Source organism: Anoxybacillus sp. FSL W8-1294 (assembly GCF_037965005.1).
In the GTDB taxonomy this organism is placed as follows: domain Bacteria; phylum Bacillota; class Bacilli; order Bacillales; family Anoxybacillaceae; genus Anoxybacillus; species Anoxybacillus flavithermus_G.
The window spans coordinates 2,804,477-2,819,969 of record NZ_CP150179.1 but is presented as its reverse complement, the minus strand read 5'-3'; the positions used below and the strand labels follow the sequence as shown (position 1 = coordinate 2,819,969).

General features: G+C 45.0%; 20 protein-coding genes. All 20 read left to right on the top strand.

Features of this window, described 5'->3' with window-relative positions; genetic code table 11:
- Positions 1-92 precede the first annotated feature (92 nt).
- Positions 93-530, top strand: coding sequence for a low molecular weight protein arginine phosphatase (locus NSQ23_RS15235; RefSeq protein ID WP_128999598.1), 438 nt, complete (start codon positions 93-95; stop codon positions 528-530).
- 14 nt (positions 531-544) lie between these two features.
- Positions 545-1,837, top strand: coding sequence for a methyl-accepting chemotaxis protein (locus NSQ23_RS15230; protein WP_077429169.1), 1,293 nt, complete (start codon positions 545-547; stop codon positions 1,835-1,837).
- Positions 1,838-1,924: 87 nt separating this feature from the next.
- Positions 1,925-2,368: a ribose 5-phosphate isomerase B gene (gene rpiB, locus NSQ23_RS15225; protein WP_004893029.1), complete on the top strand. Its 444-nt coding sequence runs from the start codon at positions 1,925-1,927 to the stop codon at positions 2,366-2,368.
- Entirely contained in the window at positions 2,352-2,960 is a 609-nt protein-coding gene (locus NSQ23_RS15220; RefSeq protein ID WP_339171976.1) for a TIGR01440 family protein, read from the top strand. Before rpiB ends, NSQ23_RS15220 begins: the two co-directional genes overlap by 17 nt.
- 72 nt (positions 2,961-3,032) lie before the next feature.
- Complete coding sequence (gene glyA / locus NSQ23_RS15215; RefSeq protein ID WP_339171974.1) at positions 3,033-4,268, top strand: serine hydroxymethyltransferase; 1,236 nt, start codon at positions 3,033-3,035, stop codon at positions 4,266-4,268.
- Positions 4,269-4,370: 102 nt separating this feature from the next.
- A complete protein-coding gene (gene upp, locus NSQ23_RS15210) occupies positions 4,371-5,000 on the top strand; it encodes a uracil phosphoribosyltransferase (RefSeq protein ID WP_021095055.1) in 630 nt (209 codons plus the stop codon).
- A 10-nt stretch (positions 5,001-5,010) separates the two neighbouring features.
- Positions 5,011-6,162 carry a UDP-N-acetylglucosamine 2-epimerase (non-hydrolyzing) gene (wecB, locus tag NSQ23_RS15205; RefSeq protein ID WP_339171970.1) on the top strand — a complete coding sequence of 384 codons (1,152 nt, stop codon included), beginning with the start codon at positions 5,011-5,013 and terminating at the stop codon, positions 6,160-6,162.
- 152 nt (positions 6,163-6,314) lie between these two features.
- Positions 6,315-6,542, top strand: a complete 228-nt coding sequence (locus NSQ23_RS15200) for an AtpZ/AtpI family protein (RefSeq protein ID WP_339171967.1) — start codon at positions 6,315-6,317, stop codon at positions 6,540-6,542.
- Positions 6,539-6,916, top strand: coding sequence for an ATP synthase subunit I (locus NSQ23_RS15195; RefSeq protein WP_339171965.1), 378 nt, complete (start codon positions 6,539-6,541; stop codon positions 6,914-6,916). Before NSQ23_RS15200 ends, NSQ23_RS15195 begins: the two co-directional genes overlap by 4 nt.
- Before the next feature lie 6 nt (positions 6,917-6,922).
- Entirely contained in the window at positions 6,923-7,633 is a 711-nt protein-coding gene (gene atpB, locus NSQ23_RS15190; protein ID WP_339171963.1) for a F0F1 ATP synthase subunit A, read from the top strand.
- Positions 7,634-7,685: 52 nt separating this feature from the next.
- Entirely contained in the window at positions 7,686-7,898 is a 213-nt protein-coding gene (gene atpE / locus NSQ23_RS15185; RefSeq protein ID WP_339171960.1) for a F0F1 ATP synthase subunit C, read from the top strand.
- A gap of 147 nt (positions 7,899-8,045) precedes the next feature.
- On the top strand, positions 8,046-8,555 hold the full coding sequence (atpF, locus tag NSQ23_RS15180; RefSeq protein WP_035044969.1) for a F0F1 ATP synthase subunit B: 510 nt from the start codon (positions 8,046-8,048) through the stop codon (positions 8,553-8,555).
- Entirely contained in the window at positions 8,552-9,088 is a 537-nt protein-coding gene (locus NSQ23_RS15175) for a F0F1 ATP synthase subunit delta (RefSeq protein ID WP_064220722.1), read from the top strand. The genes atpF and NSQ23_RS15175 overlap by 4 nt, the downstream gene beginning before the upstream one ends.
- Before the next feature lie 24 nt (positions 9,089-9,112).
- Positions 9,113-10,627, top strand: a complete 1,515-nt coding sequence (gene atpA / locus NSQ23_RS15170) for a F0F1 ATP synthase subunit alpha (RefSeq protein WP_006319888.1) — start codon at positions 9,113-9,115, stop codon at positions 10,625-10,627.
- Between the two features lie 77 nt (positions 10,628-10,704).
- On the top strand, positions 10,705-11,565 hold the full coding sequence (locus tag NSQ23_RS15165) for a F0F1 ATP synthase subunit gamma (protein ID WP_339171955.1): 861 nt from the start codon (positions 10,705-10,707) through the stop codon (positions 11,563-11,565).
- A 28-nt stretch (positions 11,566-11,593) separates the two neighbouring features.
- Positions 11,594-13,015 (top strand): F0F1 ATP synthase subunit beta, encoded by a 1,422-nt coding sequence (gene atpD / locus NSQ23_RS15160; RefSeq protein ID WP_339171952.1) that lies wholly within the window; start codon positions 11,594-11,596, stop codon positions 13,013-13,015.
- A 23-nt stretch (positions 13,016-13,038) separates the two neighbouring features.
- Complete coding sequence (locus tag NSQ23_RS15155; RefSeq protein WP_003396996.1) at positions 13,039-13,443, top strand: F0F1 ATP synthase subunit epsilon; 405 nt, start codon at positions 13,039-13,041, stop codon at positions 13,441-13,443.
- A 147-nt stretch (positions 13,444-13,590) separates the two neighbouring features.
- Complete coding sequence (locus tag NSQ23_RS15150; protein WP_035019004.1) at positions 13,591-13,989, top strand: NADH-quinone oxidoreductase subunit A; 399 nt, start codon at positions 13,591-13,593, stop codon at positions 13,987-13,989.
- Positions 13,980-14,492: an NADH-quinone oxidoreductase subunit B gene (locus NSQ23_RS15145; RefSeq protein ID WP_003396994.1), complete on the top strand. Its 513-nt coding sequence runs from the start codon at positions 13,980-13,982 to the stop codon at positions 14,490-14,492. The genes NSQ23_RS15150 and NSQ23_RS15145 overlap by 10 nt, the downstream gene beginning before the upstream one ends.
- Positions 14,493-15,491, top strand: coding sequence for an NADH-quinone oxidoreductase subunit C (locus NSQ23_RS15140; RefSeq protein ID WP_339171946.1), 999 nt, complete (start codon positions 14,493-14,495; stop codon positions 15,489-15,491). It abuts the gene before it with no gap.
- Positions 15,492-15,493 lie beyond the last annotated feature (2 nt).

The following is a 15,493-nucleotide window of genomic DNA, read 5'->3' as shown; positions in this document are numbered from 1 at the left end:
TTTCCAGTTCTTTTTTCTTTTTTACTCTATATTTTGTCTTACGGTTTGCTTTATAATAATAGTAAACATGTGGGAAATGATGCGAGGTGTGAATGGTGAGTCAAACGAACGTTTTGTTTGTATGTACAGGAAATACGTGCCGCAGTCCGATGGCGGAGGCGCTACTTAGACATAAACAACTGCCGCACGTACAAGTGAGGTCAGCGGGCGTTTTTGCGTTTGAGGGGAGCGATGCGTCACAACATGCGAAAGCGGTGCTTGCTGAAAAGGGGATTCATATTCAGCACCAATCGTCGTTATTGACGAAAGAGCATGTTGACTGGGCGACGTACATATTAACGATGACCGAAAGTCACAAGCAACATGTGTTGTCTCGTTTTCCGGAAGCAGAAGGAAAAACGTTTACGTTGTACGAATTTCTTGGTGACAGCAAAGACGTTATCGATCCATTTGGGGGCTCGATTGACGTGTATCGTCAAACGCGCGATGAGCTCGAACAAGCGATCGAAAAGCTACATAAAAAGCTATAACGCAAGGGGGATGTATGATGGGGGGAAAATACACATTTAGCTTACAAAAAAAGCTAGCCATTTTCACAACGGTATTAGCGATCATTACGTATTCAACAAGCGCCTTTTATATTTATGTGCTCTATGACTACGTCAAACAATGGCTTCCGTTTGGGGAAAATACGTTTACCATTTTAACGCTATTGCTCGGTATTTTTTGGTCTGGTGTATTGGCATATTATGCGGCGCGGTTCATTACGAAACCGCTTTCTCAACTTGAACAAGCGGCGTTAAAAGCAGCAGAAGGGGAAATTGGACAAGATGTACCTGTGCCAAAGTCGGATGATGAAATTCGTTCGCTTGCGCTTGCATTTAACGATATGTTGCGCAGTTTACGCGAAATCGTGCAAAACATTCAACAAAATTTTGCCCATACGAATGAAAAAGTTGTCGAGATGACAAACGTGTCTCGAGTTGCGGCGGAACAAGCGGAAAACATCGCGCGCACGATTGATGAAATTTCAAAAGGAGCGGATAATTCCGCGGTGGCGATGCAAACGACAGCGGAAGCAGTAGAAGATGTATTAGCGATCGCAGGAAACGTCCAGCAAAAAGCGATGCAATCGGAAAAACTGTCGACGGAGATGGTTGCAAAGCTTGAAGAAAGCCGTCGCGTCATCGGTTCGCTCATCGCTGGCATTCAACAATTAGCGAAAAACAACGAAGCTTCGCTACATGTCGTGCGACGTTTAGAAGATCATGCGAAAGAAGTAGGACAAATTATTTCGCTTGTTGGGGATATTGCAGGACAGACGAATTTACTAGCATTAAACGCTTCGATTGAAGCCGCGCGGGCAGGGGAGCACGGGAAAGGATTTGCGGTCGTTGCGGAAGAAGTAAGAAAGTTAGCGGATGAAAGTGCTAAGGCGGTACAAGGCATTTCTGAGCTCGTTCAAAACATTCAACATGAAGTAGCCAACGTCGTTAGCCAAATTACGGAGCAAGTAAAAAAAGCAAATGATGAAGCGAAAAAAGGAAACGAGACAAATGAAGCGATTTCGCACATGAGTGCATCCATTCATGAAGTAGCAGATGCGGTCAAACAAATTGCCCAACTTGTTGATGAACAAACGAAATACATTCAACAAACATCTGTTCAATCGCAAGAAGTGGCTGCGATTGCCGAACAAACATCCGCTGGGGCGGAAGAAGTGACAGCGGCAACACAAGAGCAAACCGCGGTCATCGAAAGCATGCGTGAACTAGCAACAGAACTTGGTGAGCAAGCAGAAAAATTAAAACAAACGATTGCCCGTTTTCGTTTATAAGCATAATAAATGATGAAAAGACCGTCTCGACCCGTTAAAATGAAGAGAGACGGTTTTTTCTTTATAACGATAAGGAGGGGTTCAAACGTGAAAGTAGCAATCGCATCAGACCATGGTGGCATTCGCATTCGCGAGGAAATTAAAAAACTCATGGATGAAATGGGAATTGAATATACAGATTTTGGATGTGAATGTGAAACGTCGGTCGATTATCCAGACTATGCGTTGCCGGTCGCACAAAAAGTAGCGAACGGTGAATTTGACCGCGGAATATTAATTTGCGGAACAGGTATTGGCATGAGCATTGCTGCAAATAAAGTGAAAGGCATTCGTTGTGCGCTCGTTCATGACGTATTTAGTGCAAAAGCAACGCGCGAACATAACGACAGCAATATATTAGCGATGGGCGAACGCGTCATCGGACCGGGATTGGCGCGCGAAATTGCCAAAGTATGGCTGACAACCCCATTTGAAGGAGGTCGTCACGAAAAACGCATTCAAAAAATTTCCGCTTATGAAAACGAGCAATAAAGGTGGGAGTATCGTGACGGACATGGAACAATGGCGTAGTCAATGGCAAAAGGCGCTTGCTGAGTTTCGTGCGCAAGTGCCGCTAACGAATCATGACGTTGTCGTCATTGGTTGCAGTACAAGTGAAGTCATTGGAGAAAAAATCGGAACAGCGGGAACGATGGATGTGGCGGCGATGTTGTTTCAAGAATTAAAACGATGGCATGAGGAAACGGGGGTTCAGCTTGCATTTCAATGTTGTGAACATTTAAACCGGGCATTAGTAGTGGAACGACAAACCGCTGTGACAAAGCAGCTGGAAATTGTGAGCGTCATTCCTGTTCGCAACGCGGGTGGCGCAATGGCGGCATACGCATATACGCAACTTCATGATCCTGTTGTCGTTGAACATATTCGAGCAGATGCTGGCATTGATATCGGTGCTACATTAATTGGTATGCATTTAAAACATGTGGCGGTTCCTGTCCGCACATCGATTAAGCAAATCGGACATGCGATCGTTACATTTGCGAAAACGAGACCGAAGCTCATCGGAGGCGAACGCGCCGTCTATTCAGAAGAAAAGGCGAACAAATCATGTTCGATCGGTTAAATTTGTTCACTTTTTCATTTGAAAATGTGTTAAGATAAAAAAGAATATTCACACTTTAGGGGAGGATTGTCAATGAGTCGCTTGTCACAGCAAGATCCGAAAGTATTTCAAGCCATTCAAGATGAATTAAAACGACAACAAACAAAAATTGAATTGATTGCATCGGAAAACTTCGTTAGTGAAGCGGTGATGGAAGCGCAAGGATCAGTATTAACGAACAAGTATGCTGAAGGATATCCAGGCCGTCGCTATTACGGCGGTTGTGAACATGTTGACGTCGTGGAAGAGCTTGCGCGCGAACGTGCAAAACAATTGTTCGGAGCGGAGCATGCAAATGTTCAACCACACTCTGGAGCGCAAGCGAACATGGCGGTATATTTTACAATTTTACAACATGGGGATACTGTGCTTGGCATGAACTTATCGCACGGCGGGCATTTAACGCACGGAAGCCCGGTGAATTTTAGCGGTATCCAATACAATTTCATTGAATACGGCGTTGATCCAGAAACGCACCGTATTAATTACGATGACGTTCGTGAAAAAGCGTTAAAGCATAAACCGAAATTAATCGTTGCTGGGGCAAGCGCATATCCGCGCACGATTGACTTTGCGAAGTTCCGTGAAATCGCTGATGAAGTAGGCGCCTATTTCATGGTCGATATGGCCCACATCGCCGGACTTGTCGCGGCAGGGTTGCATCCAAATCCTGTGCCGTATGCCCATTTTGTCACGACAACAACGCATAAAACGTTACGCGGTCCGCGCGGAGGCATGATTTTATGTCAAGAACAGTTTGCTAAACAAATTGATAAAGCGATTTTCCCGGGCATTCAAGGCGGTCCGCTTATGCATGTGATCGCTGCAAAAGCTGTGGCGCTCGGTGAGGCGTTACAAGACGATTTCAAAACGTATGCACAAAACATTGTAAACAATGCGAAACGTTTAGCGGAAGCGCTCGTAGCAGAAGGATTTACACTCGTTTCTGGCGGAACGGACAACCATTTATTGCTCATTGACCTCCGTTCCATCGGATTAACAGGAAAAGTGGCTGAAAAAGTGCTCGATGAGATCGGTATTACAGTCAATAAAAACACGATTCCGTACGATCCAGAAAGCCCGTTTGTTACTAGCGGCATTCGCATCGGTACAGCAGCGGTGACAAGCCGCGGATTTGGGCTTGAGGAAATGGATGAAATTGCGCGCATCATCTCGCTTGCGCTCAAACATAAAGACGATGAGCAAAAATTAGAAGAGGCGCGCCAACGTGTTGCCGCATTAACTGAAAAATTTCCACTGTACGTATAAGGTGTCCATCGGGGCACCTTTTTCTTTAAATCGTAAGTTGAATCCTCGTTTGTTTTTATGTAAAATTTACAAGAATGCATATGAAAAAAAGGGGCGACTGACATGAGTAAAGTGTACGTATTTGATCATCCGTTAATTCAACATAAGCTTACATACATTCGCGACAAACATACAGGAACAAAAGAGTTTCGCGAGCTTGTCGAAGAAGTGGCGACGCTTATGGCGTTTGAAATTACGCGCGATTTGCCGCTTCAAGAAGTTGATATTGAGACGCCTGTTAGCAAAGCGAGAGCGAAAGTGATCGCAGGGAAAAAATTAGGTATCATCCCGATTTTACGTGCAGGAATCGGAATGGTAGACGGTATTTTAAAGCTTATTCCAGCGGCGAAAGTTGGACATATCGGCTTATATCGCGACCCAGAGACGTTAAAGCCGGTTGAATATTACGTGAAGCTTCCGACAGATGTCGAAGAGCGCGACTTTATTGTTGTCGACCCGATGCTTGCGACAGGGGGATCAGCTGTTGAGGCGATTCATGCGCTCAAAAAACGCGGGGCGAAAAACATTAAATTTATGTGTTTAATCGCCGCACCAGAAGGAGTCGAAGCGGTGCAACAAGCGCATCCAGACGTCGACATTTATATCGCTGCATTAGACGAAAAATTAAACGATCATGGCTACATTGTCCCAGGTCTTGGCGATGCTGGCGACCGTCTATTCGGGACGAAGTAAGGTGAGCATAATGGGAAAACGAAAAGTCATGACCATTTTCGGAACGAGACCGGAAGCCATTAAAATGGCTCCGCTCGTGTTAGAATTGCAAAAATACGAAGATATTGAGTCGATTGTAACTGTGACAGCACAACATCGTCAAATGCTTGATCAAGTGCTTGATATTTTTGGCATTCAGCCGCATTACGATTTAAACATTATGAAAGAGCGTCAAACGCTTGTCGATATTACGACAAGAGCGCTTGCTGGTTTAGACGACGTCATGAAAAAAGTAAAGCCCGACATCGTGCTCGTCCACGGCGACACGACAACGACATTTGTCGCTAGCCTTGCGGCGTTTTACAACCAAATTGCTGTTGGGCACGTGGAAGCGGGGTTAAGAACGTGGAATAAATACTCGCCGTTTCCAGAAGAAATGAATCGCCAATTAACGGGGGTATTAGCTGATTTGCATTTTGCTCCGACAGCGAAAGCGGCTGAAAACTTGCGCGCAGAAAATAAGCCAGAACAATCCATTTTCATTACAGGGAATACAGCGATTGATGCATTAAAAACAACGGTGCGTGAAGCGTATACGCATTCGATTTTACAAAAGGTTGCAGGAGGTCGGATGATTTTATTGACAGCGCATCGTCGTGAAAACCTTGGTGAACCGATGCGCAATATGTTCCGTGCGGTAAAAAGGCTTGTCGAAGATTATGATGATGTGCAAGTTGTGTATCCTGTTCATTTAAATCCTGTCGTGCGCGAGTTAGCGAACGACATATTAGGAAACGATGAACGCATTCATTTAATCGAGCCGTTAGATGTGATCGACTTCCACAACTTTGCGGCAAGAGCACATATCATTTTAACGGACTCAGGTGGCGTGCAAGAAGAAGCCCCTTCGCTTGGTGTGCCTGTCCTTGTGCTACGCGATACAACGGAACGCCCAGAAGGCATTGAGGCAGGAACGCTCAAGCTAGCTGGAACGGATGAACAAACGATTTATGCGCTAGCAAGTGAATTATTAACAGACGAAAGAGCATACGAGCAAATGGCGAAAGCGTCAAACCCGTACGGTGATGGGTGGGCATCAAAGCGGATTGTTGAAGCGATTCGTTATTATTTCGGGCAAAGCGATGTTCCACCGACGCCGTTTCAACATGAAAAAGGGATGTAGGAGCACATCCCTTTTTCTTTGTCAAAAATTTTCCTTACTTTTGTGACCGAACACATTGACATCGAGTTTTCGCTATTGTATGCTTACAAAGGGATAAGGATAAACTTTTTTAAAATACAGTAAATTCTGAAAATGAAAAGTGAGGCTTTCTTATGCGGCAACATGAGCGCCATCCGTTTCGAGCGATCGGTTTGATGACGGCCATCTCTTCCCAGCTTGTCGGTTCCGTTTTAGTTGGGATTTTTGGCGGGCGTTTTGCCGACGAACACTTTGATACTGAACCGCTCTTTTTAATTGTCGGCTTGTTGCTCGGCTTAGCGGCTGGTGTTTACGCAATGATTCGCCTCATTCGCTCATTTTTTTCAGGAGAGGAAAAATGAACGAACTGCAGCAGCATTGGCGACGTCACAAATCATACATACTATATTTGTTGGCTGTTTATGTATTAGGATGGGGTTTTTCGTCATACGAAAAAATATTTTTAAGTTTAATTATTGGAACGATTATCGGCTTATTTAATACGTGGACGCTCATTAGAAGGGTTGAGCGACTAGGACGAGCTGTTATTCTAGGGGAGCGAGTAGTTTCACTCGGCATGCTCTCACGTATGGCGGCCGCTACATTGGGTGCCATTTTTGCGTTGCGTTATCCAGAACACTTGTCGATCGTTTGGATAGTGGTAGGATTAATGACATCTTATATTGTCATTATGATAGATTTCTTTTTCCAAAAAAACAAAGGGGAAGAGAGGTGAGTAAAGGTGCATCATGAGGCTCCTCTGTATGAATTGTTTGGATTAACCTTTAATTTGTCAAACGTAATGATGATTACGGTTACATCCGTCATCGTTTTTGTGATCGCTTTATTGGCTACCCGCAACTTGTCGATGAAACCAACTGGCATGCAAAATTTTCTTGAGTGGGTTATGGATTTTGTTAAAGGAATTATTAAAAGTAACATGGATTGGCAAACAGGCGGGAGATTCCAAGTATTGGGTGTTACGCTGATTATGTATATTTTTGTAGCCAATATGCTTGGTCTACCTTTTGCGGTCGTCATTAACGACGAACTATGGTGGAAGTCCCCGACCGCTGATCCTGTGATCACACTTACACTCGCTACAATGGTAGTTGGATTGTCTCACTATTACGGCATTAAAATGAAAGGGTTAAAAGGATATGCCGAAGGTTTTGTTAGCCCGATGCCGTTTTTGTTCCCGTTGAAGATTATTGAGGAGTTTGCGAATACTCTAACACTCGGTCTCCGTTTATACGGAAACATTTTCGCGGGTGAAATTTTGCTAGGATTGTTGGCTGGTGGTCTAGCGACTGGATTTGCTGGCACTGTTTTAGCGATCATTCCTACAATTGTATGGCAAGCATTTAGTATTTTCGTTGGTGCGATTCAAGCATTTATTTTCACTATGTTAACGATGGTTTATATGTCTCACAAAGTGAGCCATGACCATTAGAATATATTAACAACTTTGTTCTCAAAAAACAGCTTTTAAGGAGGAGTTAAATATGGGAGCTTTAGCAGCTGCAATTGCAATCGGTTTAGCAGCACTTGGTGCAGGATTTGGTAACGGTATGATTGTCAGTCGTACAGTAGAGGGAATTGCTCGTCAACCTGAGGCTCGTGGAGCACTTCAAACGACGATGTTCATCGGGGTAGCACTAGTCGAAGCGATTCCGATTATCGCGGTTGTTGTAGCGTTCATGGTTATGGGCAAGTAATTGTCAAAGTGAACTTATACGAAACGGTTCAATAATGGCGAAGTCCGTCTCATACGAGAACCTTCGCCATTCCTTTATGTTCGTACGCACACGCTCCGAGTGATATTCGGGCGATTTTTGAAGGGAGTGAAACGCGCGGTGGTAAACATGTTTGTATTAGGCGCTGGTGGACATGGGTTCAACGGCGGTGATATCGCATTCCAATTAATTATGTTCCTATTGCTCATGTTCTTGCTTCGTAAATATGCATTTGGGCCGTTAATGGGCGTCATGAAACAACGCGAAGAGCATATTGCGAACGAGATCGAGCAGGCGGAAAAACATCATCAAGAAGCGAAAAAGCTTGCAGAAGAGCAACGTGAACTAATGAAAAAATCGCGCCAAGAAGCGCAAGCACTTATCGAGGAAGCACGCAAACTTGGTGAAGAGCAAAAAGAACAAATCATTCAAGCAGCGCGTGCTGAAGCAGAGCGCTTAAAAGAAGCAGCGAAAAAAGAAATCGCACAAGAAAAAGAGCAAGCGATGGCGGCATTGCGTCAACAAGTTGCTTCCTTATCCGTACTTATTGCATCAAAAGTAATTGAAAAAGAATTGAGCGAACAAGATCAAGCGAAGCTGATTAGCGAGTACATTCAAGAGGTAGGAGAAAGCCGATGAACAAACAAGTCGTAGCGAAACGATATGCGTCGGCACTTTTTGAAATTGCGAAAGAACAGCAGCTTCTTGATCAGCTCGAACAAGAACTTCGCGTCGTCAAACAAGTGTTTGCACAACATGAAGCGCTTCTTTCTGTGCTCAATCATCCAAAAATTGCGCTAGCAAAAAAGAAAGCGCTCATTGAAGAAGCGTTTGCGAACATTTCGACGGTATTAAAACATACATTAATGTTGCTTTTAGATCGCCATCGCATCGACATCGTCAGCGATTTGGCAGATGCGTTTATTGCACTAGCAAATGAAGCGCGCGGTGTAGCTGAGGCGATCGTCTATTCCGCTCGTCCGTTAACAGAAGATGAAACGAATGCGCTAGCAGAAGTGTTTGCGAAAAAAGTCGGCGTCGACACGCTTCGCATCACAAACATCATCGATAAAGATGTGATCGGTGGCGTAAAAGTGCGCATTGGCAACCGTATTTTCGACGGAAGCGTCAGCGGAAAATTAGCAAGATTACAGCGACAGTTAACTCGCTAACATTTATAGATAGGGGTGAAATGCATGAGCATCAAAGCGGAAGAAATTAGCGCGCTGATAAAAAAGCAAATCGAAAACTATCAGTCTGAAATCGAAGTGAGCGATGTCGGCACAGTCATTCAAGTCGGTGACGGAATCGCTCGTGCTCATGGCCTCGACAACGTCATGTCAGGAGAGCTTGTTGAGTTTGCCAACGGCGTCATGGGATTGGCGCTAAACTTAGAAGAAAACAACGTCGGTATCGTTATTTTAGGACCGTACACAGGCATTAAAGAAGGCGACGAAGTACGTCGGACAGGTCGCATTATGGAAGTGCCAGTCGGTGAAGCGTTAATCGGTCGCGTCGTAAACCCATTAGGACAACCGGTAGACGGTCTTGGTCCAATCGAAACGACAGCAACTCGCCCAATTGAAAGCCCAGCACCTGGCGTCATGGATCGTAAATCTGTTCATGAGCCATTACAAACGGGAATTAAAGCGATTGACGCGCTTGTGCCAATCGGTCGCGGTCAGCGTGAGTTAATTATCGGAGACCGTCAAACAGGTAAAACGTCCGTTGCGGTAGATACAATCATCAACCAAAAAGGTAAAAACATGATTTGTATTTATGTGGCGATCGGACAAAAAGAATCAACCGTTCGTAACGTCGTTGAAACGTTGCGCAAATACGGGGCATTAGATTACACAATCGTCGTTACAGCGTCTGCGTCACAACCAGCTCCGCTTTTATTCTTAGCGCCATATGCGGGCGTAACGATGGGCGAATACTTCATGTACAAAGGACAACACGTTCTCGTTGTATATGATGATTTATCAAAACAAGCGGCAGCTTACCGTGAGCTTTCGTTATTATTACGCCGTCCGCCAGGTCGTGAAGCGTATCCGGGTGACGTATTCTACTTGCATTCTCGCTTGCTTGAGCGCGCAGCGAAATTAAGCGATGCAAAAGGTGCAGGTTCATTAACAGCGTTACCTTTTGTTGAAACGCAAGCGGGCGACATTTCAGCATACATTCCAACGAACGTTATTTCTATTACAGACGGACAAATTTTCTTGCAGTCTGATTTGTTCTTCTCTGGTGTGCGTCCAGCGATCAACGCCGGTCTTTCCGTATCGCGCGTCGGTGGGGCAGCACAAATTAAAGCGATGAAAAAAGTATCAGGTACGTTGCGTCTGGACTTAGCGGCATATCGTGAGCTAGAGGCGTTCGCGCAGTTCGGTTCCGACCTTGATAAAGCGACACAAGCAAAACTTGCTCGCGGTGCGCGCACAGTTGAAGTGTTAAAACAAGGTTTACATGAGCCGCTGCCAGTGGAAAAGCAAGTAGCGATCATTTATGCATTAACGCGCGGTTTCTTAGATGATATTCCAGTCGAAGATATTCGCCGCTTTGAAAAAGAGTTCCATGCATGGTTAGATAAGGACGAGAACGGTCAAAAGCTAATGGAGCATATTCGCACAACAGGCGATCTTCCAAACGAAGAAGACTTCAATAAAGCAATTGAAGCGTTCAAAAAGACGTTTGTTGTATCCGAGTAACAAAAGTAGAGTGGAGAGCGGAACAGCATGGCTGTTCCGTCCCTTTCAACAATTGAGCGAAAAAGGTGGTGAAACCTTTGGGAGCATCGTTACGCGATATTAAAGCGCGCATTAATACGACAAAAAAGACGAGCCAAATTACGAAAGCGATGGAAATGGTCTCGGCCTCAAAGTTAAACCGTGCTGAACATAATGCGAGATCGTTCACGCCGTACATGGAAAAAATTCAAGAAGTCGTCGCGAGCGTTGCACTTGGCAGCAATGACGCTTCTCATCCGATGCTTGTAAAGCGCCCAGTCAAAAAGACGGGATATTTAGTCATTACGTCTGACCGCGGTTTAGCAGGTGCTTACAACAGCAACGTGCTTCGTGCCGTTTTTCAAACGATTCAAGAGCGTCACCGTTCAACAGAGGAATATGCGATCATCGCAATCGGCCGCGTCGGTTTAAATTTCTTTAAACGCCGCAACATCCCGGTAGCTTTACATATTACCGGTTTGCCAGACCAACCGGTGTTTGCGGATATTAAAGAAATTGCAAACAAAACAGTAAACATGTTTGCAGATGGTACGTTTGATGAGTTGTATATGTTTTACAACCATTTCGTCAGTGCCATCCAACAAGATGTCACAGAGAAAAAGCTATTGCCATTAACGGATTTAGCTTCCGATAAAAAGTTAACGACATACGAATTTGAGCCGTCACAAGAAGAAATTTTAGAAGTGTTGTTGCCACAATACGCAGAAAGCTTAATTTACGGTGCATTGCTCGATGCGAAAGCGAGCGAACATGCAGCGCGGATGACAGCGATGAAAAACGCAACAGACAACGCAAAAGAATTGATTCGGACGCTTACACTTTCTTACAACCGTGCCCGTCAAGCAGCGATTACGCAAGAAATTACAGAGATTGTGGCCGGAGCGAACGCATTGCAATAACGTTGATTAGCAGTTAGGAGGGAAAACGATGGCAAAAGGACGCGTTATTCAAGTTATGGGTCCTGTTGTAGACGTCAAGTTCGAAGACGGACACTTACCTGCGATTTACAACGCCCTAAAAATTAAACATAAAGCGCGTAACGAAAAAGAAGTCGATATCGACTTAACGTTAGAAGTAGCCCTTCACCTTGGGGACGATACAGTACGCACAATTGCGATGTCAACGACAGACGGATTAGTGCGTGGCATGGAAGTTATCGATACAGGAGCACCAATTTCTGTTCCTGTCGGTGAAGTGACGCTCGGACGTGTATTTAACGTACTAGGGGAGCCGATTGACTTAGGAGAAGAAATCCCAGCAGACGCTCGCCGCGATTCAATTCACCGTCCGGCACCAAAATTCGAACAGCTTTCAACACAAGTTGAAATTCTTGAAACAGGAATTAAAGTCGTTGACTTGCTTGCACCTTATATTAAAGGTGGAAAAATCGGTTTGTTCGGCGGTGCAGGGGTAGGAAAAACGGTTTTAATTCAAGAGTTAATTAACAACATCGCGCAAGAGCACGGTGGTATTTCCGTATTCGCCGGCGTTGGTGAGCGTACGCGCGAAGGAAACGACTTGTACCATGAAATGAAAGACTCTGGCGTTATTAACAAAACAGCGATGGTATTCGGTCAAATGAACGAGCCACCTGGAGCACGTATGCGCGTCGCATTAACAGGATTGACGATGGCGGAATATTTCCGTGATGAGCAAGGACAAGACGTATTGTTCTTCATCGATAACATTTTCCGCTTCACGCAAGCAGGTTCAGAAGTTTCCGCCCTATTAGGACGCATGCCTTCAGCGGTAGGTTACCAACCAACGCTTGCGACAGAAATGGGTCAATTACAAGAACGTATTACATCAACAGCAGTCGGTTCGGTTACATCGATCCAAGCGATTTACGTACCAGCAGACGACTACACAGACCCAGCGCCAGCGACAACGTTCGCACACTTAGATGCAACGACAAACTTAGAGCGTAAATTATCTGAGATGGGTATTTACCCAGCGGTAGACCCGCTTGCATCAACATCTCGTGCGCTTTCTCCTGAGATTGTTGGAGAAGAGCACTATCAAGTTGCTCGTAAAGTACAACAAACGTTGCAACGCTATAAAGAATTGCAAGACATTATTGCGATTCTCGGTATGGATGAGCTTTCAGAAGAAGATAAACTTGTCGTTCATCGCGCTCGTCGCATTCAGTTCTTCTTGTCGCAAAACTTTCACGTTGCTGAACAGTTTACAGGACAACCAGGTTCATACGTTCCTGTAAAAGAGACAGTTCGTGGCTTTAAAGAAATTTTGGAAGGAAAATATGACCATCTTCCAGAAGATGCGTTCCGCTTAGTCGGCCGTATTGAAGAAGTAATTGAAAAAGCGAGAAAAATGGGCGTAGAAGTTTAATAAGGGACCGAGGAGGATTTTCCATGAAGACGATTAAAGTCAGTGTCGTAACTCCGGACGGCCCAGTATATGAAGCGGATGTGGAAATGGTGAGCGCTAAAGCGCAAAGCGGCGAACTCGGCGTGTTGCCAGGGCACATTCCGATGGTCGCACCGCTAGAGATTGGCGCGGTTCGTTTGAAAAAAGGAAACGCGACAGAGCTTGTCGCGGTGAGCGGCGGCTTTTTAGAAGTTCGCCCTGATCGCGTCACGATTTTGGCGCAAGCAGCGGAACGAGCAGAAGATATTGATGTGGCGCGTGCAAAAGCGGCGAAAGAGCGGGCTGAACGCCGTCTGCAAGCAAAACAAGAAGATATTGATCATAAGCGGGCTGAGCTAGCTTTACGTCGCGCGCTCAACCGTTTAAATGTCGCGAATCGCAACTTTTAACCCTAAGAGCATCGTCTCTTAGGGGTTTTTTGTTATTAGAAAGAGGGGGTGTTTTTCTTGTTTTTGGAACAAGTTTTATCGACACATATGTGAAGAAGTGATATAATGTTATCGGTTACAGTCGTAATAGTATGACGTTTTCGAAAAATGTGTATAAAGTCACAAAGGGGTGGGGCATCGTTGAACGTTTATGTAAACAGTTATGTAGTCGTCTTTGTGTTTCTTTGTTTAGGTATTTTACTTCCGATCGTTGCGCTCACAGCGGGACGTTTTCTTCGTCCACATGCGCCAAATGCAGCGAAGCAAACAACGTACGAGAGCGGATTGGATCCATTCCACGATTCGCGCGTGCAATTTAACGTGAGATATTACATCTTTGCGTTGCTGTTCGTCATTTTTGATGTAGAAACTGTATTTTTATATCCGTGGGCGGTGGCATTTGAAAAGCTCGGTGCATTTGCCATCATCGAAATGCTTATTTTCGTCGTCATGTTGTTGATTGGACTTGTGTATGCTTGGAAGAAGAAGGTGTTAAAATGGATGTAAAGTTATTGAACGTATCAGATCAGGAAATGGAAGAAATGCGTCGCAACGTCTTTTTAACGACATTAGAACAGCTAAAAGCGTGGGCGCGCAGCAACTCGCTATGGCCGCTTACGTTCGGACTTGCCTGTTGCGCCATTGAAATGATGGGGGTCGGTTCTTCACATTACGATTTAGATCGCTTTGGATCTTTTTTCCGTACGTCACCTCGTCAATCTGATGTCATGATCGTTTCAGGTACAGTCACGAAAAAAATGGCGCCAATTGTTCGCCGCTTGTACGATCAAATGCCTGAGCCGAAATGGGTCATTGCGATGGGATCATGTGCAACCGCAGGCGGGCCATATGTAAAATCGTATTGCGTTGTCAAAGGCGTCGATCAAATTGTACCGGTTGATGTATATATTCCGGGCTGTCCGCCAAACCCAGCTGCCCTTATTTATGGCATTAATAAGTTAAAAGAGAAGATTCGCTATGAAGCAAAAACAGGAAAGAGGGTGCTGTAAATGAGCGATGAAAAAGATTTACAGCAACTAAAAAAAGAAGCAGCGGAACGGGCGAAACAATTAGCAAAAGAGCGATTGGCAGCAAAACAAGCAGCCGAACAAACTGAGCCATCGCTCGAAAGCGAAGATGACCTTGCGCTTGCGAAGAAAAAAGCAGCGGCGAAAGCGAAAGCGGCAGCATTGGCGAAACAAAAAGCTGCGGAGACAGGGGGCTTGAGCGAAGAAGAGTTAGCGAAGAAAAAAGCTGCAGCAGCAGCGAAAGCAAAAGCAGCAGCATTGGCGAAACAAAAAGCTGCGGAGACAGGGGGCTTGAGCGAAGAAGAGTTAGCGAAGAAAAAAGCGGCAGCAGCAGCGAAAGCAAAAGCAGCAGCATTGGCGAAACAAAAAGCTGCGGAGACAGGCGAATTAAGTGAAGAAGAATTAGCGAAGAAAAAAGCGGCAGCAGCGGCGAAAGCAAAAGCTGCAGCAGCAGCAAAAGCAAAAAATGCAGATGTCGCTGAACAAAAAGAGGAAAAACCTTCACCAAATCAGCCATATCTCGACAAATACGTCAAAGTGATTGAACAACATCTCGGAAAAGATGTTTTAGAAAACGCTTACATCAATCGTTTGTCGAAAGACGTACCGACACTCGTTGTGAAAAAAGATACATATTATAAAGTAGCTGAGTTTTTAAAATATAACGAGCAACTAAGTTTTGATTATTTATCCGAATTGCACGGAACGGATTTTCAAACACATATGGAAGTGTACGTCCACTTGTATTCTTATAAAAATCGCCAGTCCGTTGCGTTGAAAGTAAAAATAGATCGCGACAATCCGGTCATTGACTCGCTTGTTCCGCTTTGGCCAGGGGCAAATTGGCCGGAGTGCGAGGCGTACGACTTGCTTGGTATTCGTTTTGAAGGCCATCCAAACCTCATTCGCATTTTCTTAGGGGAAAATTGGGTCGGCTACCCGCTCCGGAAAGATTACGAACCGTACGATATGGAGGGTTAGAG